24 protein-coding genes are annotated in these 23,621 nt (G+C 59.5%); 21 read left to right on the top strand and 3 right to left on the bottom strand.

Annotated features, from left to right (window positions below; genetic code table 11):
• Window positions 1-3: 3 nt before the first annotated feature.
• From mraY to I2D41_RS01670, 18 genes are all read left to right on the top strand, one after another.
• Entirely contained in the window at window positions 4-1,023 is a 1,020-nt protein-coding gene (gene mraY / locus I2D41_RS01755; RefSeq protein WP_195363339.1) for a phospho-N-acetylmuramoyl-pentapeptide-transferase, read from the top strand.
• Window positions 1,024-1,032: 9 nt separating this feature from the next.
• Entirely contained in the window at window positions 1,033-2,439 is a 1,407-nt protein-coding gene (gene murD / locus I2D41_RS01750) for a UDP-N-acetylmuramoyl-L-alanine--D-glutamate ligase (protein ID WP_195363338.1), read from the top strand.
• A gap of 36 nt (window positions 2,440-2,475) precedes the next feature.
• Window positions 2,476-3,969 (top strand): putative lipid II flippase FtsW, encoded by a 1,494-nt coding sequence (ftsW, locus tag I2D41_RS01745; protein WP_195363337.1) that lies wholly within the window; start codon window positions 2,476-2,478, stop codon window positions 3,967-3,969.
• Window positions 3,959-5,074, top strand: a complete 1,116-nt coding sequence (gene murG / locus I2D41_RS01740; protein WP_195363336.1) for an undecaprenyldiphospho-muramoylpentapeptide beta-N-acetylglucosaminyltransferase — start codon at window positions 3,959-3,961, stop codon at window positions 5,072-5,074. Before ftsW ends, murG begins: the two co-directional genes overlap by 11 nt.
• 97 nt (window positions 5,075-5,171) lie before the next feature.
• Window positions 5,172-6,590 (top strand): UDP-N-acetylmuramate--L-alanine ligase, encoded by a 1,419-nt coding sequence (gene murC, locus I2D41_RS01735; RefSeq protein ID WP_195363335.1) that lies wholly within the window; start codon window positions 5,172-5,174, stop codon window positions 6,588-6,590.
• Window positions 6,591-6,595: 5 nt separating this feature from the next.
• Window positions 6,596-7,507, top strand: coding sequence for a UDP-N-acetylmuramate dehydrogenase (gene murB, locus I2D41_RS01730; RefSeq protein ID WP_006234257.1), 912 nt, complete (start codon window positions 6,596-6,598; stop codon window positions 7,505-7,507).
• A 424-nt stretch (window positions 7,508-7,931) separates the two neighbouring features.
• Entirely contained in the window at window positions 7,932-8,720 is a 789-nt protein-coding gene (locus I2D41_RS01725; protein WP_231501570.1) for a cell division protein FtsQ/DivIB, read from the top strand.
• A gap of 199 nt (window positions 8,721-8,919) precedes the next feature.
• On the top strand, window positions 8,920-10,074 hold the full coding sequence (gene ftsZ, locus I2D41_RS01720; RefSeq protein WP_022094491.1) for a cell division protein FtsZ: 1,155 nt from the start codon (window positions 8,920-8,922) through the stop codon (window positions 10,072-10,074).
• A 210-nt stretch (window positions 10,075-10,284) separates the two neighbouring features.
• Window positions 10,285-11,085, top strand: a complete 801-nt coding sequence (locus I2D41_RS01715; RefSeq protein WP_195363334.1) for a polyphenol oxidase family protein — start codon at window positions 10,285-10,287, stop codon at window positions 11,083-11,085.
• Window positions 11,082-11,918 carry a phosphate ABC transporter substrate-binding protein gene (locus tag I2D41_RS01710; protein ID WP_055251678.1) on the top strand — a complete coding sequence of 279 codons (837 nt, stop codon included), beginning with the start codon at window positions 11,082-11,084 and terminating at the stop codon, window positions 11,916-11,918. The genes I2D41_RS01715 and I2D41_RS01710 overlap by 4 nt, the downstream gene beginning before the upstream one ends.
• A 1-nt stretch (window position 11,919) precedes the next feature.
• Complete coding sequence (pstC, locus tag I2D41_RS01705) at window positions 11,920-12,846, top strand: phosphate ABC transporter permease subunit PstC (protein ID WP_195363333.1); 927 nt, start codon at window positions 11,920-11,922, stop codon at window positions 12,844-12,846.
• A gap of 3 nt (window positions 12,847-12,849) precedes the next feature.
• Window positions 12,850-13,755 (top strand): phosphate ABC transporter permease PstA, encoded by a 906-nt coding sequence (gene pstA / locus I2D41_RS01700; protein WP_161115576.1) that lies wholly within the window; start codon window positions 12,850-12,852, stop codon window positions 13,753-13,755.
• A 12-nt stretch (window positions 13,756-13,767) separates the two neighbouring features.
• Entirely contained in the window at window positions 13,768-14,571 is an 804-nt protein-coding gene (gene pstB / locus I2D41_RS01695; protein ID WP_089571588.1) for a phosphate ABC transporter ATP-binding protein PstB, read from the top strand.
• A gap of 92 nt (window positions 14,572-14,663) precedes the next feature.
• Window positions 14,664-15,521 (top strand): phosphate signaling complex PhoU family protein, encoded by an 858-nt coding sequence (locus I2D41_RS01690; protein ID WP_161162099.1) that lies wholly within the window; start codon window positions 14,664-14,666, stop codon window positions 15,519-15,521.
• A gap of 119 nt (window positions 15,522-15,640) precedes the next feature.
• The gene (locus I2D41_RS01685; protein WP_161162100.1) at window positions 15,641-16,378 is read left to right on the top strand and encodes a YggS family pyridoxal phosphate-dependent enzyme; all 738 of its coding nucleotides are present in this window, start codon (window positions 15,641-15,643) and stop codon (window positions 16,376-16,378) included.
• Window positions 16,379-16,438: 60 nt separating this feature from the next.
• On the top strand, window positions 16,439-17,161 hold the full coding sequence (locus I2D41_RS01680; RefSeq protein WP_055251691.1) for a cell division protein SepF: 723 nt from the start codon (window positions 16,439-16,441) through the stop codon (window positions 17,159-17,161).
• A gap of 15 nt (window positions 17,162-17,176) precedes the next feature.
• Window positions 17,177-17,464, top strand: a complete 288-nt coding sequence (locus tag I2D41_RS01675; RefSeq protein ID WP_040358293.1) for a YggT family protein — start codon at window positions 17,177-17,179, stop codon at window positions 17,462-17,464.
• Between the two features lie 61 nt (window positions 17,465-17,525).
• Complete coding sequence (locus tag I2D41_RS01670) at window positions 17,526-18,200, top strand: DivIVA domain-containing protein (RefSeq protein ID WP_006234242.1); 675 nt, start codon at window positions 17,526-17,528, stop codon at window positions 18,198-18,200.
• A 168-nt stretch (window positions 18,201-18,368) separates the two neighbouring features.
• Here I2D41_RS01670 and I2D41_RS01665 read toward each other — a convergent pair whose 3' ends face one another.
• The 3 genes from I2D41_RS01665 to I2D41_RS01655 form a co-directional block, all read right to left on the bottom strand.
• The gene (locus I2D41_RS01665) at window positions 18,369-18,899 is read right to left on the bottom strand and encodes a nitroreductase family protein (protein ID WP_195363332.1); all 531 of its coding nucleotides are present in this window, start codon (window positions 18,897-18,899) and stop codon (window positions 18,369-18,371) included.
• A 280-nt stretch (window positions 18,900-19,179) separates the two neighbouring features.
• Window positions 19,180-19,803: a DUF47 domain-containing protein gene (locus I2D41_RS01660; RefSeq protein ID WP_138112201.1), complete on the bottom strand. Its 624-nt coding sequence runs from the start codon at window positions 19,801-19,803 to the stop codon at window positions 19,180-19,182.
• A gap of 67 nt (window positions 19,804-19,870) precedes the next feature.
• Window positions 19,871-20,920, bottom strand: coding sequence for an inorganic phosphate transporter (locus I2D41_RS01655; protein WP_195232063.1), 1,050 nt, complete (start codon window positions 20,918-20,920; stop codon window positions 19,871-19,873).
• 250 nt (window positions 20,921-21,170) lie between these two features.
• Here I2D41_RS01655 and I2D41_RS01650 point away from each other — a divergent pair, with 250 nt between their 5' ends.
• The 3 genes from I2D41_RS01650 to I2D41_RS01640 all read left to right on the top strand — a co-directional run bounded on the left by I2D41_RS01650 (window position 21,171) and on the right by I2D41_RS01640 (window position 23,579).
• Window positions 21,171-21,509: a hypothetical protein gene (locus tag I2D41_RS01650; protein WP_195232062.1), complete on the top strand. Its 339-nt coding sequence runs from the start codon at window positions 21,171-21,173 to the stop codon at window positions 21,507-21,509.
• Between the two features lie 84 nt (window positions 21,510-21,593).
• Window positions 21,594-22,289, top strand: coding sequence for a Bax inhibitor-1 family protein (locus I2D41_RS01645; protein WP_195232061.1), 696 nt, complete (start codon window positions 21,594-21,596; stop codon window positions 22,287-22,289).
• A gap of 138 nt (window positions 22,290-22,427) precedes the next feature.
• On the top strand, window positions 22,428-23,579 hold the full coding sequence (locus I2D41_RS01640) for a TIGR02452 family protein (protein ID WP_195363331.1): 1,152 nt from the start codon (window positions 22,428-22,430) through the stop codon (window positions 23,577-23,579).
• The last annotated feature ends 42 nt before the right edge of the window (window positions 23,580-23,621 follow it).

Raw genomic sequence — 23,621 nt, 5'->3', positions numbered from 1 at the left:
CCCATGTTCGGCAATCCCTCGTATCCAACGTATCAGGCTTTTTTGGGGCTTGGCATCGCCGCTGCCATTGCGCTGCTGCTCATGCCGTGGTGGATCAAACTACTCAAGGTCGAGGGTATCGGCCAGCAGGTTCGTGCCGACGGCCCCAAGCGTCATTTGGTTAAGCAGGGAACGCCCACCATGGGTGGCGTTGTCATCCTCGTCGCGATCTCGCTGACCTGCCTGCTGATGGGCAAGCTCACCACCGAGCTCGTGCTTGTGCTGCTCGCCACGCTGGCGACCGGCGTGCTGGGCCTGATCGACGACCTGACCTCCGTTACGCATGGGCGCTCGCTCGGTCTGACGCCTCATGCCAAGATGATCGGCCTAACCATTATCTGTGTCACCTTTACGGTACTTGCCGTTAACTGGTGCGGTGTCGCCCCCGAGATTCGTTTTCCCGGCGGCCTGACGATTGACCTCGGTGTTCTTTCGACCACCATCTGCGGCCTTTCGTTCCCGTGGCTCTACATTGTCTTTTGCTGGCTGATGATTGCCGGTCTTTCTAATGCCGTGAACCTGACCGATGGCCTTGACGGTCTTGCTGGCGGCACCTCCATGATCGCCATGCTCGCCATGGCTGCCATGGCGTTTTTGCACGGAGACGTGAACCTGTCCATCTTCTGCACCGCGTGTGCCGGTGCCTGCTTGGGCTTTCTGTGGTTCAACTGCTATCCGGCGAGCATCTTTATGGGCGATACCGGCTCGCTTGCCCTGGGCGCCGCGTTTGCCTGCACGTCCATCATGACCAACACCGAGGTCGTCTCCCTCATCATCGGCGGGCTATTTATCGTTGAGACCCTGTCGGTCATGATTCAGGTTGTCTACTTCCACTTTACGCACAAGCGCGTCTTTCTTATGGCACCCATCCATCATCATTTCGAAAAGAAGGGCTGGGCCGAGACCAAGGTCGTCATCTGTTTTTGGATTATCGCTGCGGCCTTTGGCGCCGTTGGCCTTGCTCTGTTCTTCCAGTTGGGATAGTGGTCTTTCATGCCTCTTGCTGATGTCTTTAGCCTGCTCGTTTTGGGTCAGGGCAAGTCCGGTCTCGATGTCGCCCGCTGGGCGCTGGCGCATCCCGAGCGCGTAAACGCCGTTACCGTGTATGGCGGCGGCACCTCTGAGCCCAATGACGCCACGCGTGCGCTCGAGGCTGCTGGTGCGTCGTTTGTCTATGGGACCGAACAGGTCGAGGGCGCCTATGACGTATGCGTGACGTGCCCGGGCATCTCGGAGTTCTCGGGCTTCTTTAAGGCCGGGCGCGAACATGCCGCTCAGATTATGGGTGAGCCAGAGTTTGCCTATCGTCTGTCGCCCGATAACTGGATTGCCATCACGGGCACCAACGGCAAGACGACCACCACGTCGCTGACTGATTATCTGCTCAAGGTTGCCGGCGAGGCCAGCGTAGCTGTCGGCAACATCGGCGAGCCGCCGGTCAACGAGATTGACGGCCGAGCCCACAACGAATGGTTTGTGGCTGAGCTCTCGAGTTATCAGATTGCTACGACCACCGAGCTCCACCCTCGTGTGGCAGTGCTGCTCAACATCACTCCCGACCACTTGGGCTGGCATAAGAGCCATAAGAACTATGCGCTTGCCAAGATCAAACTGTTTGACAATATGGTCGATGACGATCTGGCGGTTGTCGACGTCGAAGATGCCGGCATTCACGAGTTCGATGAGTACATCTACACGCCGGGTCGTCGCATCTGCAAGGTTGCCTTTGACGAGCCAGAGGGTGAGGATGTCGCCTTTGTGCGCGATGGCAAGATGATCGTGCGCCTGAAGGGCGTCGAGACCCCGCTCATCGCTACATCCGAGCTCAAGATCTCGGGCCATCACAATGTTATCAATGCCCTTTGTGCTGCCACGGCTGCCTTGGCAGTCGGTGCCGATGTCGATGGTGTCTGCCGCGGTCTGGCCTCGTTCCAGCCGCTCGAGCACCGCGTGGAGCCGTGCGGCGAGATTGATGGCGTGCGCTACGTCAACGATTCCAAGGCGACCAACACCGACGCGGTCGAGAAGGCACTGACGGCATTTCCCGATGACAACGTGATCTTGCTGCTCGGCGGCCACGATAAGGGCACGCCGCTCACGGACTTCGCGCGCGTTGTTATGGATAACGTGCGCTCGGTCGTCTGCTTTGGCGACGCGCGCGAGCGCTTTACCGCCGCTATGGACGAGGCCGATGTCGATGGCGATGTGGATATCGCCCAGGCGGATGACCTACGCGATGCCGTGGACGTTGCCCGTTCGCTGTCGAGCCGTGGCGACGTGATCTTACTTTCTCCTGCCTGCTCTTCGTTCGATGAGTTCTCGGGCTATGAGGAGCGCGGCCGCGTGTTTAAGGACTATGTGGCCCAGCTTGCCGCTGCGGCGAAATCGCAAATGGAATAGGGGTTGCCGGTGAGAGAGGAGAGCCCCCGACAAGGTATGAGGAGGCCCGACTCGGACCGTGCTTCCTCGCGGCGCAGCACACCGCGTTCCGGTCGCGGCGGGCAGTCGTTTAGCGAACGCTATATTGCCGGCGTTCCCGCCCGCATCATGCGCCCCCGTCTGATATTTATGGCCTGCCTGTTTACTTTGGTGTGCTTTGGTCTGCTGATGGTGTACTCGGCGTCTTCGGTCGAGGCGCTGCACGAGAATGGCTCGGCGACGTTTTTCCTGGGTCGACAGGCCGCGTTTGCCGTGGTTGGTGTTCTGGCGCTGATTGCCATCGTGCGCGTTTTGCCGGACAGCTGGTTTGGGGAGGATGTGCTTAGGATCTTCCTTATCGGCATGATAGGGCTACTGTTTCTGGTGTTCTTGGTGGGCAGCGGCAGCCGTGGCGCCACGCGCTGGCTCAACATCGCCGGTATTCAGTTCCAGCCTTCCGAGTTTTTAAAGCCATTTGCCATTGCGTATTCGGCCATCATGCTTGATCGCTTCTTTTCGCCCGGTGGCAACATCAACGAATTCCTTCGCAAGATGGGCATCTACCTGGGTATTTCGCTCTTTCTGATCTTTATCCAGCCCGATTTCGGTACTGTCCTGATCATCCTGTTGACCCTCATGTGCATGGCGTTGTTTGCGGGTCTCGACCCCAGATTTATCATCGGCGTGCTAATCTTCGGCATTCTCGTGATCGTGATTGCACTTGTCGCAGAGCCGTACCGTATGGTGCGTATTCAGGTTGCCTTGAACCCTTGGGCTGACGAGTATGGTGACGGCTATCAGGCCACGCTTGCCATCATGGCCTTTGCCTCGGGCGGTCTGTTCGGCCGTGGCATCGGCAACTCAACCATGAAGTACTCGTATCTGCCCGAGGCGCACAATGACTACATCCTGGCCATCATTGGCGAGGAAGTCGGCTTTGTCGGAACCGTGCTGTTCTTCTTGGTGTTTGCGATGCTGATCTACTCGGCGTTTCGCATTGCCGAGCAGGCGACCGATCGTCGGGGCGCGCTTATGGCGTCTGGCTCCGCGGTCATTCTCGCGGTGCAGTTCTTGATTAACGCGCTGGGCATCCTCAACGTGTTTCCCATGACGGGTAAACCGTTGCCGTTTATTAGCTACGGCGGTTCGTCGATTATTGTGTCGCTCATGCTTGCCGGGTTGATCCTGCGCGTTTCGTACGAGAGCGCCCGCCGCGATGAGTATGACCGCCGCCGTGAGAGCTTTGCCGTTATGGACGAGAGCACCGCCGGCGTGCCCCACGTGCGCGGCGAGCGATCTTCGCGTAACGGTTTTACCGTCCTGGATGGCTCTGCGACCGAGCCGGCAGCCCGCCCGCGTCAGCGAACGGCGCCGCAAGGTCGTCCTCAGCGCCCCACTCCTCGCAATGCGGGCGGCGGATATAATCGAATCGATTTGAACTCGGACCCGTCGGCGCGTCTGCGCACCGACGACCAGGGACCGCGTGTACGAAGGGACTACCATGACCGATAAAATGACCGTTGCTATTGCAGCCGGCGGCACGGCAGGACATATCAACCCCGCGCTTGCCTTGGCCGAAGAGCTGCGTGACCGTGGCCACCATGTTGTGTTCGTGGGCCAGTCGCGCAAGCTCGAGGGTCGTCTGGTCCCCGAGGCTGGGTTTGATTTTGTGCCCATTACGGTCACGGGCTTCGACCGCTCCCGTCCTTGGACGGCGCTGACCTCGCTGTGGCGTGTCAACAAGGCCAAGCGTGCGCTCGCCAGTTATTTCTCAAAGGTCGGCAAGCCCGATGCTGCCGTCGGTTTTGGTGCCTATGTCGAGGTTCCGCTGCTGGGGTGGTGCAAGGGCGCGGGCGTTCCGTATCTGCTGCATGAGCAGAACTCTGTTCCGGGCCTGGCCAACAAGATGATGAACTCCCACGCCGCCCGCGTGTGCATCTCGGTGCCGGCAGCGCGCTCGGTCTTTGAGCGCGAAGGTGACCCTGGCCACGTGCTCATGACCGGCAACCCCGTACGTCGCTCGGTGATCGAGGGCGATCGCGCTCGCGGCCGCAAAGCACTTGGCGTTCCTGAGGACGCTACGCTGCTGCTCGTCTTTGGCGGTTCACTTGGCGCCCAGCACCTCAACGAGCGTGTGGTTTCGCTCAAAAACGAGCTGCTTTCGCGCAAGAACCTCTATGTGTTGCATTCGACGGGTGCCGACGGCTTTGAGGAGACCGAGCGCGCTTTGGCGCTGACGCCTGAGGTGGCGAAGCGTTACCGCGTCCAGCCTTACATCGACAACATGGGCGATATGCTGGCTGCTGCCGATTTGGTGCTCTCGCGTTCGGGCGCATCGAGCGTGGCCGAGATCGCGGCGCTCGCCGTGCCCTCGGTGCTCGTGCCGTATCCGCATGCGACGGCCGACCACCAAACCACCAATGCCCGTTATCTGGTCGACGCCGGGGCCGGCGTGCTCTGCGCCGATGCCGATATCGACGGTTCTGCTTTTGCCGATGAGCTGCTGCACCTGGTCGATGACGCGGCGGCGCGCGACGCCATGCGCCAGGCGGCGCGTGGTCTGGCTCAGGATAGGGCCGCCGCTCTTCTGGCAGATGCGGTAGAGGGTTTGCGTTAGTTAGACGGGATATCGTCGGTCGCCCTCGCGCTGATGCGGTAGGTGCGGTACAGTTAACGGGTTACAGGCAGTGTTTACGCAAGGAGTACACGAGCACATGGCTGATTCCCAGACTGCAACCTCCGCGCCCGAGTTTAAGAGCGCCCACTTTATCGGTATCGGCGGCGCCGGCATGAGCGGCATCGCCCTCGTTCTGCACGAGCGCGGTTATGCCGTTACCGGCTCCGACCTTAAGACGTCACGCTATATCCGCCAGCTCACCCGCGCTGGCGTGAAGGTGCATGTGGGCCATGAGGCCGCCACGATCGACGAGGTCAAGCCCGACGTGGTTGTTGTCTCCACGGCTATTCCGGAGTCCAACCCTGAACTCGTGCGCGCTCGCGAGCTTGGTATTCCCGTGTGGCCCCGTGCCAAGATGCTCTCTGCATTGGGCCACGGCTACACGACTGTCGCTGTTGCCGGCACGCATGGAAAGACCACCACGTCTTCGATGTGCGCCACCATGCTCGACCGCATGGGTCTGGATCCGAGCTTCTTGATCGGTGGCATCGTCGAGGGCTATGACACGAACGGCAAGAACGGCTCGGGCGACTACTTTGTCGCCGAGGCCGACGAGTCCGACAGCTCCTTCCTGTTCCTGAACCCCAACGTGGTCATTGTGACCAACGTCGAGGCCGACCACCTCGATCACTACTCGGGTATCGAGGAGATCGAGGCAACTTTCGCCAAATTCATGAGCCTGGTGGGCGAGGACGGCACCGTCATCGTCTGCGGTGAGGACCCGCATCTGGTCGAGCTCGCCAAGTCGACGGGCCGTCACGTGCTTTCCTACGGCTTTGCCGAGGGCAACGACATCGTCTGCATGCACCCGGATGTCAAGGGCATCCAGAGCGACTTTATCGTTCGTTTTGAGGACGGCACTGAGCATGCTGTGGAGATCAAGAGCAATCCCGGTCGCCACAACATGCTCAACGCCACGGCGGTGCTCACCGTCGCCCATGTCCTAGGCCTTGACATCGACGCCGCCGCCAAGGCGCTCTCGAGCTTTGAGGGCGTCCGCCGTCGCTTTACCCACGTGGGCGATATCGATGGCATCACCGTGGTCGATGATTACGGCCATCACCCCACCGAGATCAAGGCGACGCTTGCTGCCGCTTCGTCGCTGGGCTACAAGCACGTCGACGTCGTGTTCCAGCCGCACCGCTATTCGCGCCTGCAGGCCCTGTGCGACGACTTTGCCGATGCATTTGCCAATGCCGATAAACTGCTGCTGATTGATGTGTTCTCGGCTGGCGAGATGCCCATTCCGGGTGTCACCTCTAAGATGCTCGCCGATACCGTGCGCGCCAAGCATCCTGGCAAGGAGGTCGTGTACTGCTCCAGCCGTCTTGAGCTCAATCAGGAGCTCGAGCAGATGGTGGGCGAGGGCGACCTGCTGCTCACCATGGGTGCCGGTGACGTTACGACCGTCGGTCCTGAGTTTATCGAGTATCTGACTGCCAAGAAAGACGCTTAAGTCTAATGGGTCTGTTTAACGCCGTCATGGCGCTCTCGGGCATGATCGACACGGATGTCATCGAGGACGAGCGCCTTGCGCGCCATACGAGCTATCGTATCGGCGGCAAGGCCGACCTCTTTGTGACGTGCCATAGCTATCATGCCCTTCGCCGCGCCGTGGCGGTGCTCGATCGCGAGCAGGTGCCGTGGGTCATCATCGGCAAGGGCTCCAATCTGCTGGTTGCCGATGGCGGTTATCGCGGTGCCGTCATTTCGCTCGGACGTGAGTTTCAGCGCACGGTTGTTGCCGATGACGGTTGCACGCTGACGGTCGGAGCGGGCGTGATGTTTGCGCGTCTGGTCAACGATGCCCTGTCGCGTAGCCTCTCGGGCCTTGAGTTTGCCGTTGGCATCCCTGGTTCGGTCGGCGGTGCGATATCTATGAATGCCGGCACACGGACCGAGTGGATTGGCTCGCTGGTTGAGGATGTCGTAACGTTTGACCCGGCATCCGGTATCAAGCATTATGCGGGGTCCGAGATCACTTGGGGCTACCGCGAATGTAGCCTTCCCCGCAATGAGATCATCCTCGAGTGCGTGCTCAAGCTTAAACCGGCGCCCAAGGCCGACATTCGCGAGCGCATGGAGCGGTACCTGACGAGGCGCAAGCGTACGCAGCCCATGGGTCGCGCATCCTGCGGGTCGGTCTTTCGCAACCCGCCCGATGCGAGTGTGGGCAAGCTTATCGAGGATTGTGGATTAAAGGGTTTTTCGATTGGCGGCGCGGAAGTTTCGCCCGTTCACGCTAATTTTATCGTTAATAACGGAACTGCCTCGGCCGATGACGTTGCCGCGGTTATTAGACATGTGCACGGAAAGGTGAGGGAGGCGTATGGCATCGAGCTCAGACCGGAAGTTAAATTCCTCGGCTTCTAGAGCATCGAAACCCACCTTCCGCCGCGCCGGAGGGCGTTCCGGCACGCCTGCCAAACCTCAACGCAATACCGTCGCGCACTCTAAGTCTGTCGGGCATGCTCGACAGATCGGTCGTCCGGTCGTCGGCTCGCAGCTCGGTAATCGTCCGGCCGCAAAAAAGTCCTCGCGTCCCTCGGTGACGTCAAAGCCTGTTATGGGCGCCAAGCCTGCCCGTCCCATGGCAACTCCCAAGCCCTCGACGGGAACTAAAGCGGCGCGTCCAGGTCGCACGCTGGGCGCATCGAAACCGCGCTCGCTGACATCGGTGCCGGCTACCGCCAAGAAGCCTTCGAGTAAAAAAGGTTTCAACCCGTTATCTTCACTTGGAGCGATGGCAAATAAAACATCAGACGCCGCTTCTGTCGTTACAGGCAAAGGCAAAATCGTGGGCGGCGTTCTGGCCGTCTTGGCCGTGCTCGTCGTCGTTGCCATCGTGGTGATCAACTCTGGATTGTTTACTGCCACTGATATTCAGATTCAAGGCAGTGAGCATGTGACGAAGCACGATGCTATCCAGCTGATCGATTTGCCCGAGGGAACGTCGCTATTTAACGTCGATCCCGACCAGATCACCGAGGACCTCAAGCAGAACCCGTGGGTCTCGGGCGTGGATGTCCAGCGTCAGTTCCCGCATACGCTTATCATCACGCCGACGGAGCGTAAAGTTATTGCCATTGCGTATATCAGCTCCGACGACCTTGCCTGGGCTATCGGAGACGATGACACCTGGATCGCCCCGCTGTCGACGTCGGTCGAAGTGGACGACCAGGGCAACGTCATCACGACAGGGCAGGGCTCAAATACCTTGACCGGAATCGATGCCGCGCTGGCGCTCGCCAAGCATTATGGCGCGGTGTTGTTGACTGATGTCTCGGCGGATGTCGCTCCGGTTTCCGGCCAGGCGGTGAACTCCAAAGCCGTTAAGGCCGGTCTGGATTATGTGCGTGGTTTTTCGAGCGAGTTCTTGGGACAAGTCAAGGATATTTCCACGCCTTCGGTCGAAGCCATCTCGGCAAACCTCAATAACGGCATTGAGGTGTCGCTGGGCGATTCGGACGATATCGCCAAGAAGGAACGCGTAGTCACCAAGTTGCTTTCGCAGGTAGAGGGCGTAACGTATATCAATGTGCGCTCTCCGGGCAACTACACATTTAGGAATGCTCCGACCTCGTAGCGCTGGTTGGTGCTTTGTTGAGGGGCCATACCACGCCGTTTATCTGGTTTGTTTGGTTTTCACGGTCAATTATTTGACTGATACGTTCATAATGTGCAAACATAATACGGTTTACCTTTGCATTTACTTTCAACCTGAAGGTTAATGTGCGCAGGGGTCGACCCATGCTATGGCTATAACCTTTGTTCGGAGGACCGACATGCACGAGACAGAGATCAACAACTACCTTGCCGTCATTAAGGTGGTCGGCGTCGGCGGCGGCGGTACCAACGCGGTCAATCGAATGATCGAAGAGGGCATCCGCGGCGTCGAGTTTGTTGCCATCAACACCGATGCTCAGGCACTCGCGATCTCTGATGCCGATATCAAGGTGCACATCGGCACCGACCTTACCCGCGGCCTGGGCGCCGGCGCCAACCCCGAGGTTGGCCGCAAGGCTGCCGATGAGTCCCGCGACGACATTGCCGAGGCGCTCGCTGGCGCCGACATGGTGTTTATCACCTGCGGTGAGGGCGGTGGCACCGGTACCGGCGCTGCTCCCATCGTTGCCGATATCGCGATGAACGAGGTCGGCGCACTGACCGTCGCCGTCGTGACCAAGCCCTTCACCTTCGAGGGCCGCAAGCGCAAGAAGAGCGCCGAGGAGGGCATCAAGACCCTCTCCGATTGCGTCGACACCATGATCGTCATCCCTAACGATAAGCTGCTCGACATCGCCGAGAAGAAGACCACCATGCTCGAGGCCTTCGCGATTGCCGATGGCGTTCTTTCCCAGGGCACCCAGGGCATCACCGACCTCATCACCGTCCCCGGTATCATCAACCTGGACTTCGCCGATGTTAAGACCATCATGAAGCAGGCCGGTACCGCCATGATGGGTATCGGTACCTCTTCTGGGGATACTCGTGCCGTCGACGCTGCCCAGCAGGCCATCTCTAGCCCGCTGCTCGAGAGCTCCATCGATGGTGCCACGCGCGTGCTGCTCTCCATCGCTGGTTCCAAGGACCTGGGCATCCAGGAGATCAGCGACGCCGCCGACGTTGTCGCCAACGCCGTCGACCCCGAGGCGAACATCATCTTCGGTACCGTTGTCGACGAGTCCCTGGGCGATCAGGTGCGTATCACCGTCATCGCTACGGGCTTCTCCGATTCCAACGTCAACCGTCAGGACGAGCTCTTTGCTGCTCAGCAGTCTCAGAGCAAGGCCGCTGCCTCCGCTGAGCCGCAGCGCACCGCTCCGGCTACCAGCCCGGCTCAGGCCGCTCCGACCCGCAACGTCGGTGGTACCGAGCTGCCCAACTTTGGCAACGACCAGTTCGAGCTTCCCGACTTCCTGAAGCGCGGTAGCTTCTAGTTCGTTTTTCTCAACGACCTGCACGGGGTGTGTCCATTTGGATGCACCCCGTTTTGTTTCTCGTTTGTAAACGAAAGCCTCCAATCTCCTTACGTTCCCTTTACGTTTGGTCCCTACCGCTGCGGGTATCCTTTTAAGGAAGTATGACAGCCGTATAAACGCGGACTGCGCGGCGACGCCGCGGTACTTGTGTTATTAGGAGGCTTTAGTATGGCAGCACGTGCGGACAACGTTTCGCGTGTCGACCATGATGGAGTTACGTTGGTGGAGGGCGCGACATCCGATGTCCGCTTTGCCTTTACCGAGCGCACCGGTGGCGTTTCTGAAGATGCGTACTCCTCGCTCAACTTGGGCTCGCATGTAGGCGATGACCCCTTTGCTGTTCAAGAAAATCGTCGTCGAGCGCTCGAAGCTATGGGCGCCACTGAGTGCGAGCATAATCTGCTCGTGCCCAATCAGGTACATGGTGACCATATCGTTACGGTGACTTCGAACGGCGCCGACGATCTTGAGGCTGTTCGCGAGCAGATTGCCGAGGGCTGCGATGCCATCGTCTGTACGGCCCATGACGTGCCCGTGCTGCTCTGCTTTGCCGATTGCGTTCCCGTGGTGCTGGTGGCTCCCGGCGGATTTGCCGTGGTGCACTCCGGTTGGAAGGGCACGATTGCACGTATTTCCGCCAAGGCGTGCCGGGCGCTTTGCGATGCTGCCGGCTGCGATGCGAGCGACGTTTCCGCCTATATCGGCCCCCATATCTTGGCTGACGAATATGAGGTATCCCAGGAACTCATGGATCGCTTTGCCGTCGAGTTTTCGTGCATCGATGCGGGCGCTTCTCGCATGCTCGATCTATCTGCCGCCATTCGTGAGGCGTTGGTAGATATCGGTGTGGACGCGGATAATATCGTGGATGCCCAGCTTTCGACTGTGCGTCAGAACGACCGCTTTTATTCCTACCGTAACGAGGACGGCACCTGTGGGCGCCATGCCGCGATCGGCGTGATGCTATGAGAAAGATCGTATCGGTCCTGAGCGCCGCTGTGCTTACGCTTACGCTGTGCGCCTGTTCTTCGGGATCTTCTACCTCTTCCATTACCGTGGCCGGCTCCACGACCTGCCTTCCTATCGCCGAGATTGCGGCAGAGGGCTTTAAGGAGGAGACCGGCATCGACGTGCTCGTTTCCGGTTTGGGTTCTTCCGCTGGCATCGAGGCCGTCAGCGCCGGCACGGCCGATATCGCCAGCTCCTCCCGTGGGCTCAATGCCGACGAACAGGATCTGGGCCTGACCCCCATCGTAATTGCCCACGACGGTATCGCGGTCATCGTGAACGACGATAACCCGGTCGATAACCTCTCGACCGAGCAGCTCCGCGATATCTACGCCGGCAAGATTACCAATTGGAAAGAGGTCGGTGGCGAGGACCTGAGGATTCAGGTCATCAACCGAGACGAGGCGTCCGGTACGCGCGAGGCCTTCCGTACCATCGTGATGGATGGCACGCCGTTCGATCGCCGCTCGGCTGTTCTTTCGGGTACGGGCCAGGTGCGCGACGTGGTATCTCGTTCGCGTGGGGCCATCGGCTACATTTCGCTGGGCTTCGTCGATAGCCTCAACGCCAAGACCTCGGTCAAGGCCGTCTCGGTCAATCATGTTGAGGCGTCCGAGAAGACGGTCGCGAGTGGCGGCTATCCCATCTCGCGCGACCTTTACTTCTTTGTGAAGGGTGCGCCTTCGCAGCAGGCGCAGGATTACATCGACTATGTGACGTCCGAAAAGATGGACAAGCAGATTCGCGAGGCGGGCTTTATTCCCGTCACCAACGACGAGAAGGGGAGTGAGTAGCATGGAAGCACAGGAAAACTCCCAGACTGAGCAGAATGTTCAGACGCCCAAGAAGCGCGAGCTGGCGCTCGTATCGCGCAGTACCTATATCAAGGAGAAGGCGCTGCAGTGGATCTTCTTTGCCTGCGCGTTCTTGGCGGTCGTTACCGTCATCCTGATTTTTGTCTTTACCACGTACTCGGCGCTGCCCGTCTTTACCGACATCGGTCTGGCGGACTTCTTTAGCTTTACGTGGGCGCCTTCCGAGGGCCACTACGGCATCTTGTCGCTGCTTGCCGGCTCGGGTCTGGTGACCGTCGGTGCGCTCGCCATGGGCGTGCCGCTGGGCGTGGGTACGGCCGTTTACCTGGTCGAGATTGCCAGCAAGCGCGTGCGCAAGCTCATCAGCCCCGCCGTTGACCTGTTGGCCGGCATCCCTTCTATCATCTTTGGTTTCTTTGGCATGATCATCATCCGCCCGTTTATCGCACAACTGACCGGCGGCCTTGGTTTTGGTGCGCTGACGGCGTGGTTTGTGCTCGCCATCATGATCGTCCCTACCATCACCACGCTCACCATCGATGCTCTCAATTCCATTCCCATGGGCATTCGCGAGGCATCGTATGCCATGGGCGCCACCAAGTGGCAGACCATCTATAAGGTCGTGCTACCTGCCGCGAAGCTGGGTATCGTTGATGCCATCGTGCTGGGTATGGGCCGTGCCATCGGCGAGACCATGGCCGTGCTCATGGTCGTAGGTAACGCCCCGGTTATTCCCGACAGCATTGCGAGCCCTATCTCGACGCTCACGAGCCAGATCGCGCTCGACATGAGCTATTCCTCGGGTCTGCATCGCTCGGCGCTGTTCGGCATGGGCGTGGTCCTGTTTATCATCTCCGCCACGCTGGTGGGCATCGTCCGTCTGATTTCCAAGAAGAAGAGGGGGTAGGCTATGTCCGATTCCGTTGACACGACGGTCGATACGACCTCGTCGCGCGAGCGCATCAAGCGTGCCCTTTCCCACGGCAAGAAGGGCCGCATCAACAAGGACCTGTCCAACAAGATCATGCTTTGCGTGTTTCGTGCCGCTGCCTACATCACCACGCTGGTGCTGGTCGCTATCATCGCCTACGTGGTCATCAACGGCCTGCCACACATCTCGCTCGACTTTATCTTCGGTTGGCCCCAGGGCGTCAACGCCGAGGGCGGAATTTGGCCCACGATCGTCTCGACCGTCTACGTGACGGCGCTCGCCATGCTTATCTGCACGCCGATCGCTGTGCTGGCAGCCGTCTATCTGGCCGAGTACGCCAAGCAGGGCAAGGTCGTCGAGCTCATTCGCTACGCTGCTGACGCTTTGGCCTCGGTGCCCTCCATCGTTATGGGCCTGTTTGGCTACGCCTTGTTTGTCGAGGCCATGGGCCTGGGCCTTTCGATGGTCTCGGCCGCCCTGGCACTCGCGCTCTTGATGCTTCCCATCGTCATGCGTACCACCGAAGAGGCCATTCGCGCCGTTCCGCGCTATATCCGCTGGGGCGCATATGGCCTGGGCGCCACCAAGTGGCAGGTTGTCTCCAAGATCGTGCTTCCTTCTGCCTTTGGCCGTATTGCCACGGGCATCGTTCTCGCCATCGGCCGTGCCATTGGCGAGACCGCGGTGGTGCTCTATACCATGGGGCAGGCCATCAATCTACCTATTTCGCCGCTCGATTCCGGCCGCCCCATGACGGTTCACCTGTATCTGCTTGCCAACGACGGCATCAACATGAACGCAGCCTACGGCACCGCGCTCTTGCTGATGGTGATCATTCTGGCCTTCAACCTGTTTGCGCGCTTCCTGTCGCGCAAGCGTCGCTAGTTAAGGAGTCCCATGTCCGTTTATCAGTCCGCTCCCACGTTGGAGCAAGCGGCCATTACGGCCAAGGATTTCAACTTTTGGTACGGTGACTTTCATGCGCTGACGGGGCTTGACCTCAACATCGCCAAAAACGCCATCACCTCCTTCATTGGCCCTTCGGGCTGCGGCAAGTCGACGTTTTTGCGCTGCATCAACCGCATGAATGACCTGATCGAGGGCACGCGCGTCGAGGGCACCATGACGCTCGACGGCAACGATATCTATGCCGAGGGTGTCGACCCGGTCGATCTCCGTCGTCGCGTGGGCATGATCTTTCAGCAGCCCAACCCGTTTCCTAAATCCATCTACGAGAATGTCGCCTTTGGCCCTCGTCTGCAGGGCGTGACTAGCAAAAGTGACCTCGATGACATCGTGGAAGAATCGCTCAAGCGCGCCAACCTCTGGAAAGAGGTATCCAATCAGCTCAACAAGGATGGTTTGGCGCTCTCGGGCGGTCAGCAGCAGCGTCTGTGCATCGCGCGCGTGCTTGCGGTGCAACCCGATGTCCTTCTGATGGACGAGCCCTGCTCCGCCATCGACCCCACGTCCGTCTCTAAGGTCGAGGATCTGATGGCCGAGCTGGCGCCCGAGATGACGATCATCATCGTCACGCATTCAATGCAGCAGGCAGCTCGCATTAGCGACTACACCGCATTCTTCTTGCAGGAAGTTGCCGGCGAGCCCGCTACGCTCATCGAGTATGGTCAAACCGACGCGATCTTCACCAGCCCGGTGGACTCGCGGACGGAAGACTATATCACCGGCCGCTTTGGCTGATCGGTGCGACTAGTCCCAAGCCGATCGGATCTGGTCCGGTGCGTATTCACTGTGCGGGCGGCATGACCGCACCCAACTGATTGGAGTGAACCATGCGCAAACTGTTTTCCCGTCAGCTCATCGAGGCCCGTCACGAGATGCTGAGCATCTACGAGGCCGTCGATCTGGCCCTCCACGATGCCGTGAAGGCCTATGTGACCGACGACCGCAAGCTCGCCACCAAGACCAAGAAGCGCACGCTTTCGATTGACGCACGCTGCGCCAACCTGGAGGCCGTCTGCTACAACCTGATTGCCACGCAGTCACCGGTCGCCTCCGACTTCCGCTTGCTGCAGACGATCATCTACGTCGACTTTAACCTGCAGCGCATGACCGATAAGGTTCGCCAGATTTGCCGCGCCACGCGTCATATGATCAAGGCCGACATCTCGCTGCCCAAGGAGCTTGTCGGCACGGTCGAGGCCGAGGCTGAGGCCGTCTACCAGGTGCTGGGCTCTTCGCTTTCTGCGCTCGTCACCAACGACATGTCCATCATCTGCAACTTGGCCGTCGAGGACGAGCCAGTGCACGCCGCCTACGAGAAGTTCTTCCGCACCTTTAACCGCATGGACACGGGCGATTTTATGGACGACGACAGCAACTATGACGACCTGCGCCGCGCCATCATGGTATCGCGCTATCTCGATCGCATCGCCTCGATTTCCATCGATGCCGCCTGCCGTCTGACCTTCCTGTTGACCGGACAGCGTATGACTGCCGGTGATATCGCCTGCACTGATGAGGATGAGCTCGAGAGCATGCGCGTGCCTTCGGGCGAGGGTGTTATCATGAGGCCCGCCGTCGACGCTCGCTACGTTGCCAAGGTGCCCACTAACGAGGTCAGCGAGGGTCTTCGCTACCTGCTCGATCATCTTGAGGACGAGGACGATGGCGAGGACGACGAGGAGTAAGTAATTCCGTTCGTCGAAAGATTGTAAATACCTAAGTGAGCGCGGCCTTGCACATGCGGGGCCGCGCTCTTGCGATAGCATGGGACTACTTGTTTGGCTGTCAGCGGAGGCGATTGGCAATGGATAACTATTTGGACTTGATGCGCGCTCGCCGCGAGCAGATTCTGGAACGTTTTTATGCGGCGCTCGATCGCGCAGGCCGTCCCCACGACGCCGCGCGCCTCATTGCCGTGTCCAAGACCGTTGGTGTCGATGAGACCGTTGCCGCCATCCAGGCGGGATATCGCCATTTTGCCGAGAATCGCCCGCAGGAGCTGGTTCGCAAGCTCACGGGTCTGGCGGAGCATCCGGAGCTGCCCGAGGTGCGCTTCGATATGATCGGCAACCTGCAGACCAATAAGATCAATGCGGTGCTGGGCTCAGCCGAGCTGATTCACTCGGTGGGTTCGCTGCATCTGGCGCAGGCGATCTCGAGCCGTGCTGTCCGCAAGATTGAGGCAGGCGAGCTCGCCGGCCCCCAGCGTGTGCTCATTGAGGTCAATGTGAGTGGTGAGGAGTCGAAGGGAGGCTTTTCGCCCGATGAGATTCGTGCCGACGCGGGCGAGCTTGCGGAACTTGAGGGAATTTGCGTACAGGGGCTTATGACTATGGCGCCCCGGGGGAATAAGGATGTGGCACGCCGCACCTTTGCGGGGCTTCGTGAGCTGAGGGATGAGCTGGAGGCGGCGCATCCCGATTTGAACCTGCCTGAGCTTTCCTGCGGCATGAGCGAGGACTTTGAGCCTGCCCTTGAGGAGGGCTCTACGCTCGTTCGCCTGGGCAGGGTAGTATTTAGCCCGGAGTTTGCAGTAAAATAAGGCTCTGAAGTGCGCACTGATTATCGGGGCGCCTGCACTAAACCGCGAGAGGACACAACCATGGGCTTCCTTGACGAGATTAAAAATAAGATGCACCTGGGCGGCCAGCAGGGTTACGACCAGGGTTATGGCCAGGACGACGACTACGGCTATGATGACGGCTATGACGATAGTTATCAGGGCAACGGCTACAGCGGTGCTTCGGGCGAGGGCTTCTACACCCAAGACGAGCCGAGCAACGGCCTGCTTGGTCAGACGCGCCGCGGTGAAGCTGAGTCGGTTGCCGTGTATACGCGCTCCGGTCAGCTGGTCGGCGATGACTCCCGCCATGCCACGACGTATAACCCGCCTTCGCGCTCGCAGGACAGTGTTGCGAGCGGTTATCGTCCCGGTGCCTATGACACGCCGTCGAGCTACGCCGAGAATACCCGCGCCCGTGCCGCCGCTGCACCCGCGCCCGCACCGAGCGATGCCTCGGCCTATGCGAGCAATATCATCAACGCCACGCCGCAGCTGCCGGCCTATGTCCTGCGCCCCGAGAGCTATGACGACGTGGAGACTGTGGTGCGCCGCGTTCGCACCAAGCAGCCTGTCGCACTGATTTTTGTGGGCGTACGCACCGAAGTTGCCAAGCGCGTCTTGGACTTCTCTTACGGCTTTGCCTGCGGTCTGGGTGCCACGGTCAAGGAGGTGGGCGACCGCGTGTTCATGGTGCTGCCCGCCGGTTGCGAGGTCAAAGATTCCGATCTCAAGAAGCTTCGTGCCGACGGCTACCTTAAGTAAAGACAAGACGAGGAGATTCCCATCAACATCTACACTATCGTCCAGCTGGTCAACACGCTGTTCAACTTCTACTCCACGCTCATCGTGGTCTATTGCTTCATGACGTGGATTCCCATGAAGCAGGGCGGCCTGCTGCAGGATATCGCCGCGGTGCTCGATAGCGTCTGCGGTCCGTGGCTCAACCTGTTCCGTCGTTTCATCCCGCCGATGGGCGGTATCGATTTTTCGCCGGTCGTTGCGATTATTGCGTTGCAGTTGGTGCAGAGGCTGGTTCTGCAGCTTCTTATAGGTATACTCGTGTAGAACTGTCTTAGTAACTTACGTCGGGCGTGTAGCGCCGAGGCGATGAAAAAGGAGACTTGTTATGGCTATTACCCCTGCAGACATCCAGGCTCAGACTTTCTCTGAGGCCAAGCGTGGCTACGATCCTGCCGAGGTCGACGTCTTCTTGGAGACGCTGTCCTCCGAGGTTGACGCTATGCTCGCTAAGATCGTCGACCTTAAGGGTCGTCTGACTGCTACCGAGCAGCAGCTTGCCGATGCGCAGGCTCAGCTTGCCCAGGCTCAGGATGCCACCGCCCAGGCCGTTCCTGCCGCCCCCGTGGCTGCTCCCGCCCCTGACTTCTCCGCTCAGGAGCGCCAGATTTCCGCTGCCCTGATCGCTGCCCAGCAGACCGCTGAGACCATCGTCAACGATGCCAACGAGAACGCTGAGCGTATCCGCAACGAGGCTGACGCCAAGGCCCGCGAGGTTATCCGCCAGGCTCTGACCGAGAAGCAGGCCGAGCTCGAGGAGATCGATCGTCTCAAGGCTTCCCGTGAGGAGTTCAAGGCAGAGTATCTCAAGCTCATCCAGCACTTCATGGACGATGCCCAGAATTCCTTCCCGGCCGACCTCATGGCCTCCACGCCGGTCGGTTCTGCCGCTTCTCCTGCGGTGACTGTTCCCGCCGAGCCGCTGCCCGTCGCTGACCCGGTTGTCCCCGTGGCCGATCCTTTCGCCCCGATCGACAACTTTGCCGCCGACGACTTGGACTAGCATTAGAGCTACAATCTAGTGTCCTTAAGAGGAGCTCGCACCTGCGGGCTCTTTTTTTGTGGCTGTATACGGGTCGGGAAACAAAACGCCGAGCCCTACGCGTGGTGGTGCAGAGCTCGGCGGACGGGCTGGAGGTCAAAGGTAGGTGTTAAGGCATGTCCCAATAATCTACTTAAGGATGAAGTCGGAGAGGGGAATGGTGCGGGCCTCGCGATGCTCGGGGTCGGCGATATGGTCGGCGGGATAGCCGCAGACGAGCATGTGATAGGGATAGACGCCCTCGGGCAGGTTGAACTGCTCGCGGGCTACCTCGGGCTTAAAATGGCATACCCAGCACGTTCCCAGGCCCTGCTCGGTGGCCTCCATCATCATCTGATCACACACGATGGACGTATCGATTTCACTGGAATTCATCTGGTCATACGGGCGCACCCAAGCATCATCGGTAACGCTGCAAATAAGAAAGACAAGCGGAGCCCCAAAGATAGACCCATCACGAGCAAACCGAGGCTGACAAGCAGCAGCCTTCTCCAGAAGCTCAGGCGTATCCAACACCATCACACGGGTTGGATGATTATTACAAGCAGAAGGAGCAATACGCCCAGCCTCAACAATGGCATCCACCACAGCCTGCTCCACAGCCCGATCTTCAAACTCACGACAAGAATACCGAGCCCGAGCCAGATCCAAATAACTCACAACCAAGCCCTCCAAATTCAGTGTATCAACCCAAAGCAAAACAAAGGGTACCCAAAGCTCCATCCAGCCAAACGTTTAAGGCGGTCCCAAAGTCCCCAATCGGGCTCAAAGGCCCTGCCAACAAAAGCCTCATTGCTTTCAAAGTATCAGCCAAAGTTCCCAATGGTGGTACGTAAGGCGAAGGGCCGGCCACGGTTTGCTTTCGAACGACTCTGCAAAGCAGCTGGAGTGAGAAAGCAAACCGTGGCCGGCCCTTCGCCGCCGGGACACGTACCCCCAATTAACTGTTCTTCATGACAATCGAATCCACGACATCGGCCACATTCTCGCAGCAGTCAGCGCAGTACTCCAGGAAGGCGTACACGTCACGCCAGGCGATGACCTCGAGCGGGTCCTTGCCGTTAACGTGCAGGTTGCGCATGGCGTTGATATAGAGCTCGTCGGCTTCGGACTCGATGGTGTTGATCTGGATGACGAGTTCGCGCAGGGTCTTGGACTTGCGGTAGTTGGGCAGCTCGACCATCAGGTCTTTCATGGCGCGGCAGGCGTCAGTCACCTTGTGGGCGATGACGATGGCGTCGGGATGGATGCTCTGGATGTTGGTGAAGTAGACGCGCTGCACGACGCCCTCGATGCGGTCGAGCACGGTGTCGAGCGCGCAGCTCATCAGGTCCAGATCCTCGCGCTCGAGCGGGGTGATAAAGGCGGTGAGCAGGGCGTCTTCGAGCTCGTGGTGCTTCTTGTCTGCCGCATGCTCAATCGCATGCATCTTATTGAGCATGTCGTGAATCTGCGCGGGATCGAAGTTCTCGAAAATCTTGGTGAGCAGCTCTGCGGCCTGGACGGCGAGGTCGGCGCAGGCAACGTAGTTGTCAAAGTAGAACGAATCGGGTTTCTTTGCCATGGGTGGGTCCTTTCGAGGCGAAGACGGGTGGGCGAAGTGTTGCGGTCCGGATGGACGTTCGGTTTGATTAGAGGAACATCATGAACAGCTTGGCCATGACAAAGCTGATGAGTCCGCAGGCGGGGAAGGTGAAGAACCAGGTGAACATCATGTCCTTGACCACGCCGAAGTTGATGGCCGAAAGGCGCTTGACGGCGCCGACGCCCATGATGGCGCAGGTTTTGATGTGCGTGGAGGACACGGGGATGCCGGTAAGGGTGGCAAGCAGCAAGTTCGCGGCGCCTGCGAGGTCGGCAGAGAAGCCCTGATACTTCTCGAGCTTGACCATGCTCTGGCCGACGGACTTGATGATGCGCTCGCCGCCCACGCTGGTGCCGATACCCATAGTGGCCGAGCACAGCAGCATAATCCAGATGGGGATGCCGGCATCGCCGATGCTCGTCTGGCCGTTGGCGAAGGCCACGCCTAAAAAGAGCACGCCGATGAACTTCTGTCCATCCTGCGCGCCGTGCATAAAGCTCATGGCCGCGGCGCTCGCGATCTGAGCGTATTTAAAGAAGACATTGGCACGTCGCCTGTTGGCGGCGGCGAAAAGAATCGAGACGAGCTTGCACAGGACCCAGCCCATAACAAAGCCCAGGCCGATGGAGAGCGCCAGGCCGTAGATGACCTTCATCCACTCGTGGACGTTGACGCTGCTCGCGCCGCCGAGGGCGATGGCGGCACCGGTCAGGCCGGCGATAAGGCTGTGGCTTTGCGAGGTGGGGATGCCAAAACGCGACGCTGTGGCGCCGTAGACGACGATGGAGAACAGCGCCGCGCACAGGCAGGCGAGCGCCATGGTGCTGTTTCCGCCAAAGTCGACGATATGTGAGATGGTGTTGGCGACGCTCGCGTTAAAGTGCGTCATGATGAGCACGCCGAGGAAGTTGAATGCGGCGCTCATGAGAATGGCGGCGCGGGCGGGCATGCAACGCGTAGTGACGCAGGTCGCGATGGCGTTGGGCGCGTCGGTCCATCCATTGACGAAGATGGCGCCCAACGCGAGGATCACGGTGACGGCAAGGACTGGGTTCGACACAATTTGGCCGAGGAAGGTTGAGAACGTTACGTCCATATATGGGCTTTCTCGAAGTTTGCAGGCACGTTACAAAAACATGATAAATCGTATCACCTCCTGCGGGTTTCTTTACCGAGTTCTGATGGGAGAAGTGAACTTTTTGGCACTAAAATTGAATATTAGCCCTGTTGACCGCGGGTGTTCTTTTTGCTAACACGCCATGCGGACACGTGCGATTACTACGACACTCCAAAACCACAGTCTGTTCGCTTTACAACATGCAAACATGCGTTCGATAATAGGAGGCATGGAATATCGACAGACAGACGGCAAAACTCGGCGCGTACACAAGCAGTATGTGGACGTCGTGGCTCGCATCCTCGCGGGCGGACAAGTCGTGCCAGTCGCCGTCTGCTGGGTCGACGGACGTTGTTTTACAATCGATGAAATTATCTCGACCACCGGGTTTGGCCTGACGGTCCACGGCATCCGTACGGCGACCTATAAGGTGCGTTTTGGCGGGCACGCGACCGAGTTGTATCTGGAGGACCAGACGCGCGAGCGGGCGGACGGCTCGCAGGCGCACGTGATGCGTTGGTGGGTCTGGGCCTTTGATCGTACGCTCGAGGGCGAGCGCCGTGGGTAAGGACGTACGGCATTCGGGTACAATGACAGGAATCTTGTCACCTGCTGCGCCGTCTTTCACGGCACTTTTTGAAAGGACGAAATTATGAACGATATCCAGGGCTATCAGAACGGCCCCATCGAGGCCGGCGCAAGCCGTGCCAAGGAGATGTCGCCGCGTGCGTACAATCTTGCCATGTCTGCCCTCATCTTCTTGGGCTTTTGTGCCATGGGCGCTGGTGCTTACTTTACGAGCACCATGGCGTTTGCCCGCATGATGATGAGCGGCGCCGCTTTGCCGCTGGTCTTTGGCTCATTTATTTTGACCATCGTCGGCATGGTCATGATGTCGGCCGCCGCCAGCAAGCAGTCCGTGGGCCTATCCCTTGTGGGCTACGTAATCTTTGCGAGCACCTTTGGCCTGACCGCGTCGTTTGGCCTTGCCAACTACGACCTGCCCACCATCAACACTGCCTTTATCGCCACGGCCGCCATCACCTTTGTCTTTGGCGCCTTGGGCGTGACGTTCCCCAAGTTTTTCCAGCGCGTATATGGCATCGGTTTTGGCATTCTGCTCGCCACTATTCTGGTTGAGATCGTGCTGATGTTCATGGGCGTCTCGCAGACCATCACCGACCTGATCGTGATCGTGGTGTTCGCCGGCTTTATTGGCTATGACACCTATGTTGCCACGACGGTGCCGCCTACGCTGCCCAACGCCGTGCTCATGGCGTCCAATCTGTTCGTGGACATTATCAACGTGTTCTTGCGCATCCTGAACATCCTTGGCCGTCGCGACTAGTGGCGAATTGCGGCGGTGCTTGCCGTGCGTGTAAATCGATGCGAAAGGCGGTCCTTCGGGGCCGTCTTTTTTGTACGCGGCGGGGTATCATGGATGGGAAAAGCCGATAGCGGCAGAGACCGAGAAAGGTGACCACTTATGGCAGACGTCGACAACAGGAACCGTAACCGCAGGTCCAACCGAGCGGGTCAGCCCAATCCCAAGCGCGAGGGCCGTGCCAAGGCCGCCGAGCGTCACGTGGCAACTGTGTCCGAAGCGTGCGCCAAGGATATCGAGCGTTCGCTTGCCGGTGTTCGCGAGTTTGACGGTATGCCTGCCGGCTTTGTCTCGGCGATGAAGGCCAAGGTTCAGAGTGCTGTGACCACCGAAGAACAGATTGCCGAGGACGTCGAGGGCGCGGAGGCTGCCGAGGTCGAGGCAGCACCCGAGAGCGAGGCAGCGCCCGAGACCGAGGCAGCTCCTGAGCCCGTCGAGGAGCCTGCCGAGGAAATCGCCGAAGCTGAGTCCGCGCCTGCTGAGGAGCCTGCTGCGTCTCTGCCTGAGGTCACCGTGCTCGATGCCTCCGCCACGCAGGCCATCTTGGACAACGGTCGTGGCTATGCGCAGTTCTGCGACATGGCCGTGCTCGCCTTTGCCTCGTTCACCAACCCGGGCGGTGGCTATATTCAGGGTTATCTGGGCCAGGAGGCCACACTGTGCGCCGATTCGTATCTGTACAACGTTCTCGATAAGCAGCGCAAATGGTACGGCGAGAACCGTCGCCGCAACATCAACTGCGAGCTCTATCGTAACCGCGCCCTAGTGGTGCCTGCGGTGCGCTTCGACCGCAACCACGTGCATGCATACGCCGACGTGATCGTGGCCGCCGCGCCCAACGTTAAGCGCGCCCGCCAGGAGTATCGCGTGAGCGACGATGCTCTGCTGGATGCCCTGCGCGACCGCATTCGCTTTGTGCTTGCCATCTGCGACGAGCTGGGTCGCGAGAAGCTCGTGCTGGGTGCTTGGGGCTGCGACAACAACGGCTTTGACGCAGAGGCCGTGGCCGAGCTCTTCCGCAAGGAGCTCGCGTCGGGCGACTTTAAGGTCAAGCAAGTCTTCTTTGCCGTGCCTTCTACGCGCTGGGATGAGGATTTTGCCAAGTTCGAGCACGTGCTGGCAAACTTCCCCGAGCGCAACGAGGAGTCCTATGCTCAGGTTGCCGCTCGCGCTGCGGCAGCTCGCGCCGCCGAGCAGGCCCAGGCTGCTACCGAGGATGATGAGGACGAGGACGATTGGCGCAAGTACCTGTAACCGGTACGTGTTGACAGATAGGTCGAGCCGGCGGGAGAGGCT

This window comes from Collinsella aerofaciens (assembly GCF_015552075.1).
Taxonomy (GTDB): domain Bacteria; phylum Actinomycetota; class Coriobacteriia; order Coriobacteriales; family Coriobacteriaceae; genus Collinsella; species Collinsella aerofaciens_Y.
The sequence above is the reverse complement of the archived record's forward strand: the minus strand, read 5'-3'. Positions and strand labels throughout refer to the sequence as shown.